This window comes from Haloarcula halophila (assembly GCF_029278565.1).
Taxonomy (GTDB): domain Archaea; phylum Halobacteriota; class Halobacteria; order Halobacteriales; family Haloarculaceae; genus Haloarcula; species Haloarcula halophila.
The window spans coordinates 1,107,977-1,127,264 of sequence record NZ_CP119559.1; the positions used below are offsets into that span (position 1 = coordinate 1,107,977).

The 19,288-nt window shown below is 66.1% G+C and carries 19 protein-coding genes; 10 read left to right on the forward strand and 9 right to left on the reverse strand.

What is annotated here, in order from left to right; all coding sequences use genetic code 11:
• Position 1 precedes the first annotated feature (1 nt).
• From P0204_RS05845 to P0204_RS05855, 3 genes are all read right to left on the reverse strand, one after another.
• The gene (locus P0204_RS05845) at positions 2-847 is read right to left on the reverse strand and encodes a TatD family hydrolase (RefSeq protein ID WP_276222505.1); all 846 of its coding nucleotides are present in this window, start codon (positions 845-847) and stop codon (positions 2-4) included.
• Positions 848-877: 30 nt separating this feature from the next.
• On the reverse strand, positions 878-1,339 hold the full coding sequence (locus P0204_RS05850; protein ID WP_276222507.1) for an NYN domain-containing protein: 462 nt from the start codon (positions 1,337-1,339) through the stop codon (positions 878-880).
• Between the two features lie 143 nt (positions 1,340-1,482).
• Positions 1,483-2,547 carry a NosD domain-containing protein gene (locus P0204_RS05855; RefSeq protein ID WP_276222509.1) on the reverse strand — a complete coding sequence of 355 codons (1,065 nt, stop codon included), beginning with the start codon at positions 2,545-2,547 and terminating at the stop codon, positions 1,483-1,485.
• Between the two features lie 207 nt (positions 2,548-2,754).
• On the opposite strand from P0204_RS05855, the gene P0204_RS05860 reads away from it, so the two are divergent.
• Entirely contained in the window at positions 2,755-6,948 is a 4,194-nt protein-coding gene (locus P0204_RS05860) for a PAS domain S-box protein (protein WP_276222510.1), read from the forward strand.
• Here the strand turns inward: P0204_RS05860 and P0204_RS05865 are convergent.
• The 3 genes from P0204_RS05865 to P0204_RS05875 form a co-directional block, all read right to left on the reverse strand.
• Positions 6,945-7,313 (reverse strand): response regulator, encoded by a 369-nt coding sequence (locus tag P0204_RS05865; RefSeq protein ID WP_276222511.1) that lies wholly within the window; start codon positions 7,311-7,313, stop codon positions 6,945-6,947. The genes P0204_RS05860 and P0204_RS05865 overlap by 4 nt on opposite strands.
• 37 nt (positions 7,314-7,350) lie before the next feature.
• A complete protein-coding gene (locus P0204_RS05870) occupies positions 7,351-7,557 on the reverse strand; it encodes a DUF7511 domain-containing protein (RefSeq protein WP_276222513.1) in 207 nt (68 codons plus the stop codon).
• A 67-nt stretch (positions 7,558-7,624) separates the two neighbouring features.
• Positions 7,625-7,795: a DUF7838 family putative zinc beta-ribbon protein gene (locus P0204_RS05875; protein WP_276222515.1), complete on the reverse strand. Its 171-nt coding sequence runs from the start codon at positions 7,793-7,795 to the stop codon at positions 7,625-7,627.
• Between the two features lie 84 nt (positions 7,796-7,879).
• On the opposite strand from P0204_RS05875, the gene msrA reads away from it, so the two are divergent.
• The 5 genes from msrA to P0204_RS05900 are packed head-to-tail and all read left to right on the forward strand — an operon-like array spanning position 7,880 to position 11,537.
• Positions 7,880-8,536: a peptide-methionine (S)-S-oxide reductase MsrA gene (gene msrA / locus P0204_RS05880; protein ID WP_276222516.1), complete on the forward strand. Its 657-nt coding sequence runs from the start codon at positions 7,880-7,882 to the stop codon at positions 8,534-8,536.
• Between the two features lie 58 nt (positions 8,537-8,594).
• Positions 8,595-9,131 carry a cob(I)yrinic acid a,c-diamide adenosyltransferase gene (locus P0204_RS05885; protein ID WP_276222518.1) on the forward strand — a complete coding sequence of 179 codons (537 nt, stop codon included), beginning with the start codon at positions 8,595-8,597 and terminating at the stop codon, positions 9,129-9,131.
• A complete protein-coding gene (locus P0204_RS21055; RefSeq protein ID WP_379801718.1) occupies positions 9,124-9,276 on the forward strand; it encodes a YegP family protein in 153 nt (50 codons plus the stop codon). Before P0204_RS05885 ends, P0204_RS21055 begins: the two co-directional genes overlap by 8 nt.
• Before the next feature lie 56 nt (positions 9,277-9,332).
• On the forward strand, positions 9,333-10,307 hold the full coding sequence (gene mvaD, locus P0204_RS05895) for a phosphomevalonate decarboxylase MvaD (protein ID WP_276222520.1): 975 nt from the start codon (positions 9,333-9,335) through the stop codon (positions 10,305-10,307).
• A 57-nt stretch (positions 10,308-10,364) separates the two neighbouring features.
• Positions 10,365-11,537: an NAD(P)/FAD-dependent oxidoreductase gene (locus tag P0204_RS05900; protein ID WP_276222521.1), complete on the forward strand. Its 1,173-nt coding sequence runs from the start codon at positions 10,365-10,367 to the stop codon at positions 11,535-11,537.
• Between the two features lie 2 nt (positions 11,538-11,539).
• Here the strand turns inward: P0204_RS05900 and P0204_RS05905 are convergent, their stop codons facing one another.
• Both P0204_RS05905 and P0204_RS05910 read right to left on the reverse strand, forming a co-directional pair.
• Entirely contained in the window at positions 11,540-12,538 is a 999-nt protein-coding gene (locus tag P0204_RS05905) for a chemotaxis protein CheW (RefSeq protein WP_276222523.1), read from the reverse strand.
• A complete protein-coding gene (locus tag P0204_RS05910; RefSeq protein ID WP_276222525.1) occupies positions 12,535-13,428 on the reverse strand; it encodes a ParA family protein in 894 nt (297 codons plus the stop codon). The genes P0204_RS05905 and P0204_RS05910 overlap by 4 nt, the downstream gene beginning before the upstream one ends.
• A gap of 171 nt (positions 13,429-13,599) precedes the next feature.
• On the opposite strand from P0204_RS05910, the gene P0204_RS05915 reads away from it, so the two are divergent.
• Together P0204_RS05915 and P0204_RS05920 are read left to right on the forward strand one after the other, a co-directional pair.
• Positions 13,600-14,097, forward strand: coding sequence for a FlaD/FlaE family flagellar protein (locus tag P0204_RS05915; protein ID WP_276222527.1), 498 nt, complete (start codon positions 13,600-13,602; stop codon positions 14,095-14,097).
• A gap of 66 nt (positions 14,098-14,163) precedes the next feature.
• On the forward strand, positions 14,164-15,246 hold the full coding sequence (locus P0204_RS05920) for an actin-like salactin (RefSeq protein WP_276222528.1): 1,083 nt from the start codon (positions 14,164-14,166) through the stop codon (positions 15,244-15,246).
• A 6-nt stretch (positions 15,247-15,252) separates the two neighbouring features.
• On the opposite strand, the gene P0204_RS05925 is transcribed toward P0204_RS05920, so the two are convergent.
• Complete coding sequence (locus tag P0204_RS05925; protein ID WP_276222530.1) at positions 15,253-15,435, reverse strand: hypothetical protein; 183 nt, start codon at positions 15,433-15,435, stop codon at positions 15,253-15,255.
• A 192-nt stretch (positions 15,436-15,627) separates the two neighbouring features.
• On the opposite strand from P0204_RS05925, the gene P0204_RS05930 reads away from it, so the two are divergent.
• Both P0204_RS05930 and P0204_RS05935 read left to right on the forward strand, forming a co-directional pair.
• Positions 15,628-17,058, forward strand: coding sequence for a hypothetical protein (locus P0204_RS05930; RefSeq protein ID WP_276222532.1), 1,431 nt, complete (start codon positions 15,628-15,630; stop codon positions 17,056-17,058).
• Between the two features lie 80 nt (positions 17,059-17,138).
• Positions 17,139-19,283: a glycoside hydrolase family 32 protein gene (locus tag P0204_RS05935; RefSeq protein ID WP_276222534.1), complete on the forward strand. Its 2,145-nt coding sequence runs from the start codon at positions 17,139-17,141 to the stop codon at positions 19,281-19,283.
• The last annotated feature ends 5 nt before the right edge of the window (positions 19,284-19,288 follow it).

Here is a 19,288-nt window from a genome sequence, read left to right on the forward strand (position 1 = left end):
GTCAGTCCGCGAGCGTCGCCTCCGTGTCGATGCCGTAGACCGCTTTCGGCGTCTCCACGCAGGCAGTTCTGACCGCGTCGTCCTGTCCGTTCTCCAAGAGCCACCGCACTCGTCGAGGGACCGTCTTCGGCCCCAGTACCGCACCCGGCCGTTCCGGATCGTCGATGTAGTCGGTCTCTAAGAAGAACGGATCGTCCTCCTCGATGGCCGTCTCGATCTCGTCTTTGTCCGCGAGCACCGACTTGGTCGGCCCGCGCAACCGCCCACCGGAGTAGTGTTTGACGACCTGGCGGCGGTCGAGTCCTTCTGCCTCCGCCCACTGTGCGACAGCCTCGAAGTCCTCGCCGCCCTCGGTGTGGAGCTGGATGGCGAACTCCCCGTCGGCCGCGAGCGCGAACCCGTGGCGCATCACCTCGTTCGAGGCCGCCCAGACGTCGTCGTCGACGTCGTAGTGCGGTCGGCCGGACTTGATCGCCAGGGCCGGGCCGTCGGTGACGTACTCGGCGGCCACGTCGAGTCCGGCCTGCATGATGTCCCGTGCCTCCTCGGGCGTGTATCCCTCGTCGACGAGCCGCGAGATCAGCGCCGGGTGGACGCCCAGGACCGGCCAGGCCCGCCCCGGGAGGACGTCCGTCGCGTCCGCGACCGCCTCGACGGTCAGGTCGAACGCCTCGCGGAACGTCCCCTCGTCGGTCGCGGCCTCGACCAGATGCCAGGAGGGTTTGTTCAACACGAGCAGGTGAGTCCCGCCGTGGTCGGCGAACTCCTCGGCAGCCTCGGTGTTGCGCCCCTGGACTGGATCGAGATGCAAGTGGTTGTCCAGAACCGGCGTCTCCTCGATCTCCATGTTCGGGGGTCGGACGGCCCCAGGTAAAACCTATTCGACGTCCCCGTCCAGCGAGAGGGCGTCCTGTGCGGCGTTCCGGAGGGCATCGGAGCGCCCGTGTTCGCCCGGTGCGACAGCCACAGTCCGAACGCCCTCTCGCGCGGCGGCTTCCATGACGGGCTTGAAATCCGTATCCCGGGAGGCGATCACCAACACGTCGATGCGATCGTCGACCGCCGCCGCCGTGGCGTCGACCGCGAGTCGCACGTCGACGTCGCCGCTCGTCGTGACGACCGCGAACCCCCGGGCCTCCCCGGCCTGGATGAGCCCCGGTGAGGCGTTCTCGTCGAGATAGAGTTGCGTCGTCACCAACGGCCCGTACGACTCCGCGAGGAGTCGCACGTCGTCTAAGTCCACGTCGAATTCGCTCCGGAGGACGTTGGGGCCGTCGACGAACAGCCCGACCCGTGTGCGCTCTTCGGCGGTGCCACGCAGTCGTCGCAACAGTCTCATACGGCTCTCTCCCGCGTGGGCTGATTTCAATGTGCTGTTTCGCCCTGCCGTCGATAAATCGGTATTCGCGATAGCAAACGCAGTTACCACCGGAAGACCGCGACGACAGTTGGTTCGAGCAGGAACGCAGGACGGCATAGAGACTACGACCCAGCAACCCGAACAGAGACGTTCTGTGTCCGCCAGTCACCCGTCGCCTCGCGGGTGTCGACACCGACAGCCTCGGGCGAATCGTTCGTCGTGACTGCGGTGTCCCGGATCGTCCAGGGACCCCGGGTCCCGAACGCGTAGACGCCGCGGATACCACCGCCGAGACGACTCCCTTCGATCGTCCAGGAACCGGTGGTCCGGCCGACGAAGACAGCGACACCGCTTCCCTGGACGTCGGCGTCGGTGATCGTCCACGCACCCGTCGCCTGCGGGGCCGTGATCCCGACGGGGCTGTCCCGGACGGTTACCGTCGTCGCTCGCCAATCGCCGTCCGATCGGATGGCTTTCAGCCCGCGTTCGGCGTCGCTGATCCTGCTATCGGTCACTGCCCAGTCGCCCGTCGCGCCGGTGGCATCGATTCCGTCGGTCTCCGCCTGCGTGACGACAGCGTCGCCGACCCGCCAGTCCCCAGTTGTCCGGGTCGCGTCGATCCCGTCACCGCCGGGCGCGTCGAACCGGCTGTCAGTGATCGTCCACTCGCCGCTCGACCGGGCGGCATACAGCGCGTCGTTAGTCGTGGCGGCGACAGTCGTGTTCGCGACCGTCCAGTCGCCGGTGGCGTTGCTGGCCTCGATCCCGACCGTCCCGCCGATCACGCTGACGTTCGTGACGGTCCAATCGCCGGCGGTCCCGTTGGCCCAGATACCGACCGTGTAGTGCCGGATCGTGAACCCACGGATCGTCGCGTCGGTCGAGTTCCCGAGGTTGACAGCCGTGCTGTTGGTGAACTGTCCGCCGTCGAGGACTGCACCGTCGGGTGCGACGAGCGTGACGGTATCGCTGACGGTCACGCGCTCGCGGTAGACACCGGGACGGACCTCGACGGTGTCACCGTCGTCGGCGACCGCGAGAGCACCACTGATCGTCCGGAACTCGCCGCCCCCGTCGGCCGCGACGACGTGTGTGTCGGTTTCGCTCGTCTGTGCTGTCGCGGGGCCGGCAGCGACGACGACCGAGAGGACGACGACCAGACAGAGGGCGAATTGTCGCAGTGACATAGCCGACTGTTCGGGCTCGACAGCCCTAAACCGTGTGTCGGCTCACCGTCACCGGTTTTCTATCGCGAAGAGCGGTTTATCCTTGACGACCATCGGGTTCGACTGTCCGCCGGACAGCGAACCGCAATACTGCGGGCCAACTTTCGGCGCTGATAACGACGCCGAGGAGTATATGTATCTCGCGCTGCTCCTACGTGTATTCGCAGTATGTCGGAGGAAGTCGATGTCCTGTACGTCCGGCCGTCGGACTGGGGGGCACCCACACTGTCGGTAGACGGGTTGGTAGTGGTTTCGTCGTCGGCAGCGGCGGTAGAACGTCTGTCCGAGGACTCTCCGGAGGTAATCGTCTGTGAACACGAACTCGACGGAGCCGAAACCGGCCTCGACGTCGTGGCTTCCCTCCGGCAGACGGACGCGTCCGTCCCTATCCTCTACTGTACGGACCGCCCGGACGGTCGTGTCGCAGCCGAGGCGACCCGCGCCGGCGCAACCGAGTACGTGCCGCGAAACGAGACTGACCTCGCCGAACGCATCGATGCGCACCGCATCGGCGACGACGAGAGCCAACCCCTGCCTGCGACGTTCGACGACTCGTTCGAGGCGATCGCCGGGAGCATCAACGACGCAGTCGTCACGATCGACGCCGACAGCCGGATCACCTACGCGAACGACTCGCTGATCGAGTTGACCGGCTACGACCGGGACGAACTGATCGGCGAACCGTTCGTGAAGCTCATCCCCGGTCATCTACAGCAGGCCCACGAAGACGGCCTCGACAGGTACGTCCGGACCGGGGAGCGAACGATCGACTGGGACTACCTGGAACTCCCCCTGGTCACCGCGTCAGGCGAGGAGTTGACCGTCGCCGTCTCCTTCGGCGACTTCGAACACAGCGACGACTGGTTCTGTACCGGCGTTCTCCGGGATATCTCGGACCGGAAAGAGCGTGAAGAGATCCTCGAAGAGACCAACAGACGCCTCGATCTCGCGCTCGACGGGACCGATACCGGCGTCTACGAGTGGAACCTCGGAACCGACGAGCTACTGTGGGACGATGCGACCGCTGCGCTGTTCGATACACCGTCTGAGACAGCGGGCGGGTCACTGGCCGAGTTCCTCGAACGCGTCCATCCCGACGACCGCCCGGGACTCCGCGAGGAGTTCCAGAAGGCACGCGAGGGGGGCGATCAGTTCGAATCGGAGTTCCGGGTCCACCTCGACGGCGAAAGTCGGTGGCTCTACACGAACGGCGTCATCGAGGAACGGGACGCCAAAGCGCCCCGGCTGGTCACCATCGCGACCGACATCACGGAACAGCGGGAGCGCGAGGCCGCGCTCAGAACGAACAACGAGTTCCTCCAGAAGCTCGCGCGACTGGCCGCAAACGACACGCTCACTCAGCAGGAGACGATCGAGCGTGTCCTCCGACTGGGTGCCGACCGGCTCGGCCTGTCGCTTGGCTACCTGAGCCGGATCGACGGGAACGACTACGAGATCCAGACCCTCGTCGGGGACCACGACATCGTCCGGGAAGGGGTCACGGTCGACCTCGATCATACGTACTGTCGGCGCATCGTCGAAGACGGCGGGACCCTCGGCATCCGTGACGCTGCCGAGGAAGGGTGGGAAGACAGTATCCCGTACCGGACGGGCGGTATCGCCTGTTACATGGGCGGGGCGATCCACGTCGACGGCGAACTGTACGGGACACTGTGTTTCGCCGACGACGAACCACGCGCCGAACCGTTTTCCGACGCCGAGCAGACCTTCATCGAAGTCCTCATCCAGTGGGTGAGCCGCGAAGTCGAGCGCCGAGAGCACGAGACGGAACTCGAACGGTACGAGAACATCATCGAGGCGGTCGACGACGGCGTCTACGCCCTCGACGACGAGGGCAACTTCGAGTTCGTCAACGAGGCGATGCTCGATCTGACAGGCTACTCCGAAGAAGCACTCCTGGGGTCACACACGAGCGTCGTCAAGACCGACGAGGTGGTCGAGCGGGCCGTGACTGTCGTCAGGGAGATGCTGTTTGGCACGCTCGACGACGAGGCCACCTTCGACCTCGAACTCCAGCGGGCCGACGGCGACAGTTTCCCGGCCGAAGACCACATGACTCTCCTGCGGGACGACGACGGCGAGTTCGTCGGGACGGCCGGCGTCATCCGCGACATCAGCGAGCGAAAGGAGCGCGAGAAGGAACTCGAACTGGCCCAGGAACGGACCGAGCAGATCCTCCGACGGGTCGGGGACGCGTTCTTCGCCGTCGACGACAGTTGGGAGCTGACCTTCTTCAACAGCCGTGCCGAGGAGGTGCTCGGAAAGGACGCGGAGACAGTGCTTGGCGAGAACCTCTGGGAGATGTTCCCGGACGCCGTCGACTCGAAGTTCTACCGCCATTACCACAACGCCATGGAGACACAGCGCCGGACCACCTTCGAGGCGTACTATCCGCCGATCGACAAGTGGTTCCAGGTCACCGTCTACCCCTCGGACAACGGTCTGTCGGTGTACTTCCACGACATCACGGAACAGCGCCGTCGCGACGAGGCGCTGTCGGGGCTGTTAGAGACGACCCGCGCGCTCATGCAGGCACATACCCCCGAAGAAGTCGCGGAGACAGTCATCGATGCGGCCAACCGTGATCTCGGCTTCGAGATGAATCTGGTCCGGCTGTACGACGAGGACGAGGGGACACTCGAAGTCGTCGCGGCGACGGAGAAGGCACCGGGTCGGCCACTGTACGACGCCGACGAGGGGCTTCCCGGCCGGGCGTTCCAGCGGGGCGAGACAGTCAGGGTCGACGACTTCGACGAGTTCACCGACAGCCACCTCGTCGACGGGCCGATCCCCGTCACCGGCGCGATGTACGTTCCGCTGGGTGATCACGGGGTCATGAGCATCGGGACCGACGATGCCGAGGGCTTCGACGACACCGACGAATCGGTCGCGGAGATCCTCGCCTCGAACGCCGCCGCGGCACTGGACCGTGTCGCCCGCGAACAGGACCTGTTGCGCTACCAGACGGTCGTCGAGAACGTCCGGGACATGGTGTACGTCCTCGACACTGATGGCCGGTTCCAACTCGTGACGGACCCGCTGGCCGAGTGGCTGGGGTTCGATCCCGAGACGATGCTGGGCACACATCCCGACCAGATCCTCGACGATCGAGCGGTTGCGGCCTTCGAACGGGAGATCCGTGACCTGCGAGCGGGCGAGGCCGACGGGAGCAAACTGGAGACGGAACTGACGACGGCACAGGGGGACCGCCGTCCGGCCGAGGTCGAAGTCTCTCTCGTCGACGGCGAGAGCTTCCGGGGGACCGTCGGCGTCGTGCGGGACCTCACCGATCTCAAGCAGGCCCGCGAACAGCTCCAGGAGGAGCAGGACCGCTTTACCTATCTCTTCGACAATCTCCCGGACGCCGTCACCGAGAGCGAGTTCGTCGACGGTGAGCCGATCGTGAAGTCGCTCAACGCCGCGTTCTCCGACGTGTTCGGCTTCAGCCGGACCGAGGTGATCGGGTCGAACATCAACGAGTTCATCCTCCCGCCGGGCGAGGAGGCCCGCGAGGAGGCCATTCACCTCGATGAGCTGGCCGAGAACGGCGAGACAGTCCAGGCGGAGGTCCGCCGGCAGACCGCAAACGGCGCTCGCGACTTCCTGTTCCGGGGTGTCCCCTACACCCAGTCGGACGACGACACCGTCGCTGGGTTCGGAATCTACACCGATATCACGGAACAACGCGAGCGCGAACGTCGCCTCGAAGTCCTCAACAGAGTGTTGCGGCACAACCTCCGGAACGACCTGACGGTCGTGTTGGGGCTGGCAGAGGAGATAAGCGACCGGGTCGACGACGAGCAACTGACGTCGTTGCTGGATCGCCTCCAGCGGAAAGCCGAAGCAGTCGCCTCGCTCAGCGACCGGGCTCGCCAGATCGAGCAGTCGGTCCGCCGCGAGGACGCCGGCAGCAAGCCGGTCGACGTCCCGTCGGTCGCGGCGTCGGTCACGGACGCTGTCGCCGACCAGTACGGCGTCGACATCGATACGTCGCTCCCCGATCAGCCGGTAACCGCCGCCGACGGGCGCTTCAATCGGGTCCTCGAAGAGCTACTCGAAAACGCGATCGAGCACACCGGCCCCGCTTCGACGGTCCGGCTAGACGTCGCGGTCGCCCCGGAAACCGTGACGGTGACCGTCGTCGACGACGGTCCGGGAATTCCCGACCACGAACTGGACGTCCTCACCGGGGACGAGTCGATCACCCAGTTGACCCACGGCAGCGGTCTGGGGCTGTGGCTCGTCATCTGGGTGACACACTCCTACGGCGGTTCGGTGGAGTTCGAGGCCGACGCCGACGGGACTACCGTTCGGCTCCGACTCCCGCGGACCGACAGTTAAACCACGTCGCGGATGTGGTCGGCCAGCACGCCGTACTGCTCGGTCCCGGTCCCCTTCTGCACGACGTTCGTGACGCCCGCCTTCGCGGCTGCACCCTCCAAGTCTTCGAGTTCACGGGCGGTAAACAGGAGGAAAGGGATGTCGTTTCCGCGGTCACGGAGCGCCGAACAGAGTTCCAGCCCGTCGAGTTTCGGCATCTTGTAGTCGCTGACGACCGCGTCGTACCCCTCGGTACCGATCCGTTCGAGCGCTGCTTCGGGATCGGTCTCGCCGGTCACCTCGAACCCGTCTTCCTGCCCCAGGAACGTCTCGACGATTTCGAGCACGTCACGGTCTTCGTCGACCAGGAGCACGTCGATACTCATTACCCGTACGTCGTCACCATCGAATATAAATTCCCGGTCACCGCATGACGTCGCGGTCGACGAACGCGCTCCGGTCGGCACTGAGCCAGGTCGTGAGGCGGGCGGTCTCGGGGCAATCGGGCGGGTACACCGTACAGCGGTCCGGGCCGTCGCTGTAGTGGACGACCGTCGATCGCAGTTCGACGGTCGGCTCCTCGGGTGATTGCTGGCGGTCGTCGGTCACCCAGTCGGGATCGGAGTACATGGCTCGTCCCGACCGTCGAACAGGGCAAACAAAACCGCTGCTAAGAGCCCTCAATAGCAGTATAGAACTACGCGACCTGTGCAGTGTCGACCTCGCCGTCGATGCGGACGAACCCGTAGTCACACTCCGGACAGTGCCACTTGACTTTCCTGCCGAGATGCATCCGCGTGCTGGCGACTTTCCAGAAGTCACAGTACTGGTCACACTCCGGACAGTAGTGTTCGAGTTCCAGGCTCATATCAGGCTGTTTCACGTCGGTACAATTGAAGCTCCCGGTTTCGGGAGCGAAGGACGGAACCGACACCGGTGCCAACGGAGGGATATGGGAACGACCGACCGGACGACTGCGCTCGCCCCGGACGAGGCAGCGCCGCCGCCCGGCGAGACGCGAACAGCGACGTTCGGACTGGGCTGTTTCTGGGGTCCCGACGCCCGCTTCGGCGCGATGGAGGGAGTGGTCCGGACTCGCGTGGGGTACGCCGGCGGCACCGAGCCAGCTCCCAGTTACTACTCGCTGGGCGACCACACCGAAGTCGTCCAGGTGGAGTACGATCCCGACGTACTCGACTATCCAGACCTGCTGGACGTCTGCTGGCGCAGTCACGATCCGTTCTCGGCGGCCCGCAAACGCCAATACCGCGGGGTAATTCTCGTCCACGACGACGACCAGCGGGCGGCCGCCGAACGGTCCCGGGACGAACTGGCCGACCGGACCGGCAAGTCCGTTCGGACGCCGATCGAACCCCTGGAGGCGTTCTTCCTCGCGGAGGAGACCCACCAGAAGTACGAACTCCGATCGACGCCGATCCTGGGCGACGAACTCGTCGAACAGTACGGTGACGGCTTCGTCGATTCGACGGTCGCCGCCCGCCTCAACGGCTTCGTCGCCGGCCACGGCGAACAGGCACAGCGCGACGCGTTCCTAGCGAGCGTCGACCTCCCGCCGGCCGCACTCTCGGAACTGGAGCGCCGCCTGTAACCCGTCGGCTGGCCCGTCGACGCACGGCTATAAGGTCGTGGCAGCCCCAGTCTCGGCTATGACGATCTACACCGGCCGCGGCGATCAGGGCCAGACCGACCTCCGGAACATGGAGCGCGTCTCGAAGGACAGCCGCCGCATCGAGGCCTACGGCACTGTCGACGAGGTAAACGCCCTCGTCGGCGTCGTGCGGCCGACCGGCCACGACGACATCGACGAGAAGCTCCGGGCGGTCCAGAACCACCTCCACATCATCCAGGCGGACTTCGCGAACCCCCAGCCAGAGGAGGGCGACCCGCGGCTCACCGAGGCCCACGTCGAGGAGATCGAGGCGATCATCGACGAGGCCGACGAGGAACTGGACCCCCTGGAGTCGTTTATCCTCCCTTCGGGATCGGTACCGGGCGCGAAGCTCCACCACGCACGAGCGGTCTGTCGCCGTGCGGAGCGACGGTCGGTCTCGCTGGCCGCCGAGGAGGCCGTCGTCAACGAGACGGCGATCGTCTACCTCAACCGGCTCTCGGACGCGCTGTTTACCCTCGCGCGCCTGGTGAACAAGCGCGAAGGCGTCCGGGAGGAGAACCCCGATTACTGAGCAGAGATCGGCCGACGACTGGCGGTGGCGGCTCCGTCACGACACCGGTACCATCATCGCCGACAGCTACGCCAGCAAGGCCGAACAGTGCATCGAGAGCGGCAAGACCAACGCCCCCGACGCCGGGATCGAGGGACAGGACTGACCGAGCCGCCGGTAGCGGTTCGCAATAGCAAAGTGACCGGCCCGGAAGGGTGAGGTATGAAAGCGACCGCGAAGGCCCACCCGATCCAGGGGTTGGTCAAGTACCACGGGATGCGCGACGAGGAGCTTCGCCTCCCGTACCACGACAGCATCTCCGTCTGTACGGCACCGAGTCACTCGAAGACGACCGTCGAGTTCGAGCCCGACCGGACCGAGGACAGCTACGTCATCGACGGCGAACCGGTCGAGGGCCGGGGCGCCGAGCGGATCGACGCCGTCGTCGACCACGTCCGGGAGGTGGCGGGCATCGACCACGGCGTCCGCTTCGAGTCGACGAACAACTTCCCGACCAACATCGGCTTTGGCTCCTCGTCGTCGGGCTTCGCCGCGGCGGCGATGGCACTGGTCGAGGCCGCCGGCCTCGACATGACTCGCCCGGAGATCTCGACGGTCGCCCGACGTGGCTCCTCCTCGGCCGCCCGGGCAGTCACGGGCGCGTTCTCGCACCTCCGGACGGGCATGAACGACAAGGACTGCCGGAGCGAGCGCATCGAGACCGACCTGGACGACGACCTCCGGATCGTCGCCGGGATGGTCCCCTCGTACAAGGAAACGGAGGCCGCACACGAGGAGGCCGCCGACAGCCACATGTTCGAGGCACGGATGGCCCACATCCACGGACAGATCTCGGACATGCGCGACGCGCTCTACGACACCGACTTCGACCGGGCGTTCGAGTTGGCCGAGCACGACTCCCTGTCGCTGGCGGCGACGACGATGACCGGGCCCGCCGGCTGGGTCTACTGGCAACCCCGGACGATCGAGATCTTCAACACGGTCCGCGAACTGCGCACGGAGCGGGACCTGCCCGTCTATTTCTCGGTCGACACCGGCGCGAGCGTCTACATCAACACCACCGCCGACCACGTCGACGAGGTCGAGGCCGCGGTCGCGGACTGTGGCGTCGACACCCGCGTCTGGGAGGTCGGCGGGCCGGCCCGCGTCCTCGATTCGGACGCGGCGCTGTTCTGAAGCGGGATGGAGCGCGCTGAGCGAGCGGTTATGGGCGTCGAGACCCAACCGGCACACATGCGCGTCGCTGTACTCGGTGCCGGCTACGCCGGCCTGACCCTCGCCCGGAAACTCGAACGGACGCTCCCCGACGACGTGGAACTGGTAGTCGTCGACGAGAGCGCCACTCACGTGGTTCAACACGAACTCCACCGGGTGGTCCGGCGGCCGTCGCTGGCCGAGGAGATCTCGGTCGACCTCGATGCGGTGCTTGACTGCGAACTCCGGACCGCGTCGGTGACGGCTATCGACCCCGACGCGGGAACGGCGACCCTGGACGGCGAGGAGACGCTGTCCTACGACGTGGGGGCGGTGTGTCTGGGCGCACGGACGGCCTTCTACGACCTCCCGGGCGTGCGTACCCACGCGACACCGCTGAAACGGCTCGACGACGCCCGCGAGATCCGCGAGGCGTTCCTGGGGCTGTCCTCGGGCCGAGTCGTCGTCGGCGGCGCGGGCCTCTCGGGAATCCAGGTGGCCGGCGAACTCGCCGCACTCCGCGACGAGGAGGGGACCGACACCGAGGTACTACTGCTGGAACAGGAGTCGGAGGTCGCGCCGACGTTCCCCGAGTCGTTCCAGGTCGCCGTCCACGACGCGCTGGTCGATGCCGGCGTGACAGTCCGGACCGGCGATTCCGTGGCACGGGCCGACGCCGAGACGATCTCGCTGGAGAACGGCGAGGACCTCGCCTGCGACCAGTTCGTCTGGACCGGCGGGATCACCGGGACCGACGCGATGGGCGAGGAGCGCCCGGTCGTCCGGGCGGACCTCCGGCTCGGCGAGCGGACCTTCGCAGTCGGCGACGCCGCCCGGGTCGTCGACAGCGACGGCGAGGCGGTCCCCGCGAGCGCGTCGGCCGCGATCCGCGAGGCCCGCGTCGCCGGCGGCAACATCGCGGCGCTGGTCGATCACCTCCGGGACGGCCGGGGCGGGTTCGAGCCGCGGCTCACCCGCTACTCCTTCGACGTGCCCGGGTGGCTGGTGTCGGTCGGCGACGACGCCGTCGCGAAGGTCGGGCCGACGGTGCTGACCGGGCGAACGGCCCTGGCACTGAAAACCACCGTCGGCGCCGGCTACCTGGGGAGCGTGGGTGCCGTCGAAAACGCTGTGGATCTGGTCCGCGAAGAGTTGGACGTCGCGATCGACGAGGACGAGATCGACGAGGCGCTGTCAGAGCCCGAGAAGTGAGGTCAGTCCTCGTCGTCGAGGGTCGCCTGTTCGAGCGCGTCGTCGGGCTCGATCCAGATGACGAACTGGTCCTGGTCCTCGCGGTCGACGACGCCGTTGATGTACTCGGCGTCGACCGGCGGATCGTTGACCTGGTCCTCGGTGACGGGGGCGACCTGCCGGACCTCGTCGACGACCCAACCGATCGCACCCTGGTCTTCTGACATCTCCGGATCGAAGACGACGACGAGATCCTGGGAGCCGGTCTCTTCGACGTTCATCATCGCCGTCGGGTCGAGGATCGTCGTGATCTGTCCGCGAAGGTCGACGACGCCCTCGACGTAGTCGGCCGTGTTCGGGACCCGAGTGATGCTGTCTCGCTTGACGATCTCCTCGACGTACTCGATGTCCAGACAGTAGTGTTCCCCCGAAAGGGTGAACTCCAGGACACGGACTAACTCCTCGTTCTTGGAGCCGGTCTCCTCGCCGACCGCCGCCGCACGTGCGCCTCCCTCGGTTCTGGACGCGTCGGAGCCGGACATCGCCTCATCGAGGAGCTGCTGGTCGGGCAGTTCGACGCCGGTCGGCCCCTGCATCGCCGTCGCCGTCGCGGAGATGTCACCCGGTTGTTCGCCGCCGGGGGGAGTCGCTTCCCCGCCCGACAACTGTGCCGCCGACTGTGCCGCTCGTTCGGCCGCCGAGAGCGTGTCGTCGGCCGACTGGGGACCGTCCCCGGGATCGGCCGTCGCGTCCCCTGCGTTCTCCGACTGTTCGTCGAACCACTCCTCGGAGTCGGCTGTCGTCTCCGACGCCGTCGGAGCGGTGTCGTCGGTCGACTCGTCCTGCTCCGGCGTCTCCCCGCGGTCCGCGTCGGCGTCCGTCGCCGACGAGTCGTCGGTCGGCTCCGTCGACGAGTCGTCGGTCGGCTCCGTCGACGAGTCGTCGGTGTCTGCCTCTCGGTCCCCTTCGCGCATCTTCCGGATGCGTTCTGCACGGTCCATACGGTCGTCGTCGTCACTCATGCTGTCACCTCAGTGTATCCGAAGGTCCTATCGAACTCCGCGGCGATCTCCTCGAACACCGCCGCCATATCACAGTTTTCGTCGGCCGCAAACACCGACCGACCGGCGCTGAACGCCCGCTGGAGGGCGACCCGCTTTCGCACTTCCCAGACCGGACGCTCCGGGAACGCCATGTTGAACCACTCCAGCATCGTCTCGTCCTCCGCGGTCGTCTCGACCCGATTCGCGACGACACCGAGCATCTCGACGGAGACGCCCGTCTGGCGTTCCATGGCCGCCATCTGGTCCATCAGCAGTTCGATGGCCCGTTCGGAGGTGGCCTCGGTCAGCGCCGGGACGATGATGTGCTGTGCGGCGAAGACGCCGGTGTCGGTCAGTTTCCCGTAGAACGGCGGGGAGTCGATGATGACGTAATCGTAGCCGCTGATCGTCGCAAGCGCACGGTCGAGCGTGTCCAAGGCGTGACTGCCCGAGACCATCGACGGCGAGACGTTGATCGCGAACGACGCCAGCGTCTCCGGATCGATCTCGCGGTTCTGTGTCCGGACCCGTGCGATGAGGTCCGCGATCGTTAGCTCGTGTTCGGCCTGGAGCATGTCGATGCTCGACGGGACGACGTCCATCTCCTCGTGTTCGACCACCAACTCCGACAGGAGCGACGGGTCGCCGGTGAGCGCGTCGAACAGGGTGGGTGGTTCGGCGTCGTACGCGTCGACGAGTCCGAGCCCCTCGGTGGCGTTGCCCTGTGGATCGAGGTCCACGAAGAGGACGTCCCGTCCCCTGTCGTTCAACGCCCCGGCGACGTTGATGGCGATGGTCGTCTTCCCGGTCCCGCCTTTCGCGTTTGTCACGCAGATACGCGCCGGGCCGTCCGCTGCTGATCTCGTCATCTCGAAGTGGGGGGAACTCGTCGCCCGGTCACTATAAAAATACGCCCCCGATTATCAACGGCGGAACTCGGAGACGACGGCGTATTTCCCGGATAGCGGCCCCGAAGAGGCGTCTGACGGCAGTCAGACAGGGTGGAACTTTTATATCTCAGTAGCTGGAACGTGTGTACAATGACTATCAATCCGCGCGACTACGACCTCGACGAACTGCGGGAGTTGGCCCGCAAGCGCGGGGACCAGGACAACGGGTTGGGTGACGGAGAGCTCCCCGACCCGTCGAACCTCGCCGATGTCGGCCTCGGAGAGGGCGACGGCGAAGAGATGACCGGGAACTCCTTCCGGTCGGGGCTCTACCGGGAGTTGCTGCCGTTTCTCGGCGGCGACGAACTGGAGAAGCCGTATCTCGAATCGCTCCCCGAGACCTACGCGGCCGAGTTCGTCGTCTTCGAGTGGCTGGAGTTTCTGGTGTTGCATTCGGGCTATCAAGGTGCCGACAACGCGCTGTCGTACTACGAGTCGGTCGATTGGCTCACCGAGGAGGTCACGGCCGATCTCTCGGATTACCTGTTGGGTGTCGAAGAGTCGGCCGCCAACGAGGGCAACGACCTCGACGTGGACGACCACATGCTGAGTCTGGTGTACATCGCGAAACTGACCGCGATGACGTGAGGCGGTATCAGCTCTGATTCTTGAGGTGAGGTTATATACCACACGCGAGCGAACAGGCTACCGACCATGAGTGATGACGACGCAGAACCGGGAGACGACGCGGCGACCGAGAGCTGGACCGACGGTGGCACAGTACCCGTCGGCGTCAAACTCGGCAGTACCCGGACGGTCATCGCACTTCCGGACGAGGACGGCGGGAACCGGATCGTCAAGTCGTTGACCTGTATGGCGACCTACGAGGACGCGCTGACCGGCGAGGAGAAGATCCTCTACGGCGAGGAGGCCGCCCGGGAGTACCCCGACCGCGTCCAGTACATGCTCCGGTCCGGGCTCCCCGAGGACGCGGATCGCGCCGAGATGACGAAAACGTTCTTCGAGGCGATCATCGAGGCGAACGATATCCCCGAGGACAGCGGCGTCGTCTACGCGATCCCGACGATCGACAACCCGGCCGGACTGGAGAACCTCCGGTCGGTCATCGAAGAGTCCTCGATCGGCCAGGAACTGGTCGAGAGCTACCCCGAGTCGCTGTGTGGCTCGATCCCGGCGTTCGGCGACGATCTGGAGGCCATCGACGAGATATTCGTCGCGGTCAACATGGGTTCGACGAACCTCGAAGCCTCGGCCTACCGGCGTGGCGAACAGCTCGCGCCGTTCACGACGGGTGCAGTCACTGGCAACGAGGTCGACCGGATGATCGCGAACTACGTCGAGGAAGAGACCCAGGGCCGGGTCAACATCGACACCCAGACCGCCCGCGAGTACAAGGAGGAACACGCCGATTTCGTCGACTTCGAGCCTTTTACCGACATCATCCAACAGCCCGGCGGTGGCTCCCACGAGTTCACCATCGAGCGGTCGGTGATGGACGCCGTCAACGAGTACCTCGACGAGGCGGTCGACGAGTTGGCCAACACGTTCCTGCCCGAACTCGGCAACGACCACATGAAGGTGTACCAGCTCGCCCTCGATCAGCCGATCGTGCTCACCGGCGGGATGGCCTGTATCCCCGGTATCGTCGAGGAGTTCGAGGAACGGCTCAGCGAGGAACTGGACCGGGAGGTCGAAGCGACGGCCGCCGACGAACCCGCCGACGCGGCGACTGTCGGCGCCCAACGGATCGCTGCCAGGCTAGTCGAGAACAGTTAACGGTTCTCAGGGATCGCCCCAGCAGTCCAGCCACCGTTCGATCCGCGGTCGCTTCCCACACTGAGAGAGGCCGCTGTCGTCAGTAAGCGACTCGAACACCCCGATGTCGAGACGGACGAACGGCTCTTCGCGTGCTGACGGCCGCCGCTTCTCGGGCCGGTCGTTGGCCTGCTCCACTCGCCGAGACATGGCCGACGGTACGTGAACGTGGCACCTAAATGGCAGTCAGACAGGTGTCAGTCGGAGAGCCGACGATCCGCCGTGCAGACAAAATTCTCCCCGTCACCGAGTAGGATTTTCACCGATAGCCGAAAAACACCGTCCGAGAGTATCAGGATAGATAAGAGAATATCATATACAAAGGCGTTGTAGAGTTGTTTGATGGGTCAGATTATCATTTTAGATAATTTCGAGGATGATCTCCCGGACGTCCTCACCAGCACCGGACAGGGTGGGTTCCTGTCCCCGGGGACGCTCCAGGAGTCACCGGCTACCGCGGCACTAGAAGGGGACGAACGAGCACAGTTCGTCCTCACGAACGGGAAATACGGGGTCACGTTCGAGTCGGAGACACGCCGCGACGAGGTGCGTCCGGGGAAAGGCTACCGGACTATCGGCGTCGTCACCGACCGCCGTCTGGTGATCCTCGTCGGTGGCGTCGACGAGGACGGCGATCGCGAGTTCGCTGTCCCACACGCCGAGATCGAGCAGGTCGAGACCACAACCCGACTCCGCCACGGTGAGTTGACGATCAGACGGACCGGGGGTGCGACGCTGACGCTGTACTGTGGAACCGACGGGCTCGGGACGGTCGCGACGTTTCTGGATGCCGTCTCGCAGGCGTGGGTTCACACCGAGACAGTCCTAGAGGACATCCGAACGTCGCTCGTCGAGGCCAGCGACCGGCGGGAAGACGGCGATATAGCCGCTGCACGAGCCGCTGTACGGAACGCCTTCGATCGGCTCAGTGACGCCGAGGCAACTGTCTCGGGCGTTCCGTCGGAACGGGCCGCCGCGGCGATGGAACGGCGCGTCGAGACGGTGTCGGCACGCGCAGCGACGGTCGACACACGGATCCGGCGGAGTTACGCGAACCAACTCCGCGACGAGGGGGAACGGTATTGGGGAGACCAGAGATACGAGGCCGCATACGACACGTTCGAGACGGCACTCGACGAATACGAGGCAGCCCTCTCGCACCGATCCGAAGCCGTGCCGGACGTATCGACTGTCCAGTCGGAGCGTGACCGACTGCGTGAGACACTCGATCGGCTCTCGGCCGCTCCGATCGAGCGCGCCGAACAGGCGGCTGAAGCGGCGGCAGCCACGGACGAACCGGAAGAGGCTGTTACCCACTGGGAGAGAGCCCTCGAACGGTACCGAACCGCCATGGGGCTCGACTGGGGGGCCGACGAGCGCCGGTTCGACGGCGATCCCGCGGCTATCCGGGACCGACTCGGCGAGGTCGCACAACGGCTCACGGCGACCCGGCGGACGATCGCCAGCGACAAGACCGAAGCCGGGGACTGGTACGCCGCTGCCGGTCAGTACGACCCGGCCATCGAAGAGTTCGAAGCAGCCCGAGAGGCGTTCGAGAACGCCCTGGAGACCGCCCACGACTGTTATCCCGACGCCGTCGAGCATCTCCGGACGGAACTAGACGCCGTCGAGGGGCGCATCGAACGGGCACAGGCGGAACTGGCCGAGTGTGACGACGGGTCCCAGCCGACGACCGACCGTGACGGGGCCGTCGACGAGACGACACCGGCCCACGCGGCGGGCGAGAACAACCACTCTGTCGTCGAGAAGTAGGTCGCGACGGCGGAATCGTGCATAAATACGCACGAACGATTACCGAATATTTTTATATTCGAGAGAGTGACTCTCCGGCAATGGTCGAATCGCTGCGTATCGGCTGTCTCTACGCCGACTCCTGCTCCGACGAGCAGGCGGCCGCCTACGACTGGTGCGAGGAGGCAGCCGGGACGGTCGAGCGGTGTTCGCTCACGGCAGTCGATCCCGGGGCGTTCGACGTCCTCTGGTGGCACCGCGACGACGAGTTCGATCCGGACGACCTGTCGGCCGACGCCGCGGAGACGCTTCGGTCGGCCGTCGAATCGGGCGGCGGACTGTTGCTCACGCTGGGCGCGATGGGCGCGGTCGTCCCGCTGGGCTTCGAGGCGGTCCCACCCGACGAGACCGGCTGGGAGGAGATCTCCGAACCGACCGGGCCGTTGTGGAAGGCCCTCTACGAGGACCACCCCGTCCACGCGGAGTTCGATACGCTGCGTATCCACACTCGCGGTCCCGGGGTGACGGTTCCGTACGCTCGATACGAAGGAGTGGTTCCGGCTCGGGGCGACGTGCTCGCGAGCACTGCACGGGCGGACACCGACGCAGTCTCGGAACTGTCGACGATCGCCTGGCATCCCGGTGACGGGCAGGTGCTGGGGATCGGATCGGCCGTCTCCTTTCTCCATCCGACCCACGACATCTGCCAGCGCAACCGCGAGACGCTCGTGGGAAACGCCCTCCGCCAGCTGGCCGGCGGGGAGCGGTCGCCGCTGCTTGGTCGACCGAACGACGCCGAAACGTTTGGCTTAGCCAGGGACCGGCTGGCGACCGACCGACTGCGCCCGAACTATCACGTCACGCCGCCGGCCAACTGGCTGAACGACCCCAACGGCCTCATCCACTGGAACGGTCGCTATCACCTCTTCTACCAGTACAACCCCGCGGGTCCGTTCCACGGGACGATCCACTGGGGCCACGCCGTCAGCGACGACCTGGTCCACTGGGAGGACGAACCAGTGGCGTTGACCCCCTCGCCGGACGGCCCGGACCGTGACGGCTGCTGGTCCGGCTGTGCGGTCGACGACGACGGGACCCCGACGATCCTCTACACCGGCGGTCGCGAGAAGCTCCAGTTACCCTGTATGGCGACCGCCGACGACGACAGCCTGCGAACCTGGAGCAAAGACCCCGAGAACCCGATCATCCAGGAGGTCCCCCGGGAGCCACAGGTCCTCTCGACGGAGGACTGGGACGGGGAGTTCCGGGACCACTGTGTCTGGCGCGAGGACGGGACCTGGTATCAGCTCATCGGCGCCGGCATCGAGGACGGCGGCGGCGCGGCCCTGTTGTACGAATCCGGTGACCTCCGGAACTGGGAGTACCGCGGGCCGATCCTGACCGGCGACCGGGACACGGCCGGAACCGTCTGGGAGTGTCCCGAACTGCTCGACTTCGGCGAGAAACAGCTGCTGCACATCTCGAACTACGAGGACGTCGTCTACTTCCTGGGGACCTACGAGGACGGCCAGTTCGACGCCGAACGGCGGGACAAGCTCGACCACGGCGACTTCTACGCCCCCCAGTCGATGTGGCTCGACGACGGGCAGGTCCTCACCTGGGGATGGCTCCCGGAGGCCAGGGACGTCGGCGCGCAGTGGGACGCCGGCTGGTCCGGCACGATGTCGCTCCCCCGGGAGTTGAGTCTGGCCGACGACGGCGGCCTCTGTCAGCGGCCGGCCCCGGAACTCCGGGCGCTACGCGGTGAGAACGTCGGTCACGACGTCCTCCGTCTCGACAACGAGCGCCGGACGCTCGACGTCGACAGCCGCCAGTTCGAACTGCGTGCGACGGTTCGACTGGACGACGCCGACGCTCTGGAGCTGTCGGTACTGGAGACGCCGGACAGAGCGGAACAGACGCCGATTCGGTACACACGCAACTCGGAGGTGTCGATCGATCGCTCGACGGCCAGCCTCGACGAGCGGGCCACGAGCGCGACCCAGGAGATGCGGGTGACGCCGTACGACTCGCCGCTGTCCCTGCGCGTGTTCGTCGACGGCTCCGTCGTCGAGGTGTTCGCAAACGAGCGCCACTGTCTGACGAGTCGCGTCTACCCCACCCGCGAGGACGCAACGGGTGTCTCGCTGCAGGCCGAAGGCGGCCGGGCGACGGTCGCCTCGCTGGACGTCTGGGAGTTGGCGGGCGCTTGGACCCGAGCCGGGACCGACCAGGGGTCACAGTAGTCGTC

Coding starts and splice junctions, on each gene's coding strand:
- P0204_RS05845 (WP_276222505.1), bottom strand. CDS start 847: ATGGAGATCGAGGAGACGCCGGTTCTGGACAACCACTTGCATCTCGAT.
- P0204_RS05850 (WP_276222507.1), bottom strand. CDS start 1,339: ATGAGACTGTTGCGACGACTGCGTGGCACCGCCGAAGAGCGCACACGG.
- P0204_RS05855 (WP_276222509.1), bottom strand. CDS start 2,547: ATGTCACTGCGACAATTCGCCCTCTGTCTGGTCGTCGTCCTCTCGGTC.
- P0204_RS05860 (WP_276222510.1), top strand. CDS start 2,755: ATGTCGGAGGAAGTCGATGTCCTGTACGTCCGGCCGTCGGACTGGGGG.
- P0204_RS05865 (WP_276222511.1), bottom strand. CDS start 7,313: ATGAGTATCGACGTGCTCCTGGTCGACGAAGACCGTGACGTGCTCGAA.
- P0204_RS05870 (WP_276222513.1), bottom strand. CDS start 7,557: ATGTACTCCGATCCCGACTGGGTGACCGACGACCGCCAGCAATCACCC.
- P0204_RS05875 (WP_276222515.1), bottom strand. CDS start 7,795: ATGAGCCTGGAACTCGAACACTACTGTCCGGAGTGTGACCAGTACTGT.
- msrA (WP_276222516.1), top strand. CDS start 7,880: ATGGGAACGACCGACCGGACGACTGCGCTCGCCCCGGACGAGGCAGCG.
- P0204_RS05885 (WP_276222518.1), top strand. CDS start 8,595: ATGACGATCTACACCGGCCGCGGCGATCAGGGCCAGACCGACCTCCGG.
- mvaD (WP_276222520.1), top strand. CDS start 9,333: ATGAAAGCGACCGCGAAGGCCCACCCGATCCAGGGGTTGGTCAAGTAC.
- P0204_RS05900 (WP_276222521.1), top strand. CDS start 10,365: ATGCGCGTCGCTGTACTCGGTGCCGGCTACGCCGGCCTGACCCTCGCC.
- P0204_RS05905 (WP_276222523.1), bottom strand. CDS start 12,538: ATGAGTGACGACGACGACCGTATGGACCGTGCAGAACGCATCCGGAAG.
- P0204_RS05910 (WP_276222525.1), bottom strand. CDS start 13,428: ATGACGAGATCAGCAGCGGACGGCCCGGCGCGTATCTGCGTGACAAAC.
- P0204_RS05915 (WP_276222527.1), top strand. CDS start 13,600: ATGACTATCAATCCGCGCGACTACGACCTCGACGAACTGCGGGAGTTG.
- P0204_RS05920 (WP_276222528.1), top strand. CDS start 14,164: ATGAGTGATGACGACGCAGAACCGGGAGACGACGCGGCGACCGAGAGC.
- P0204_RS05925 (WP_276222530.1), bottom strand. CDS start 15,435: ATGTCTCGGCGAGTGGAGCAGGCCAACGACCGGCCCGAGAAGCGGCGG.
- P0204_RS05930 (WP_276222532.1), top strand. CDS start 15,628: ATGGGTCAGATTATCATTTTAGATAATTTCGAGGATGATCTCCCGGAC.
- P0204_RS05935 (WP_276222534.1), top strand. CDS start 17,139: ATGGTCGAATCGCTGCGTATCGGCTGTCTCTACGCCGACTCCTGCTCC.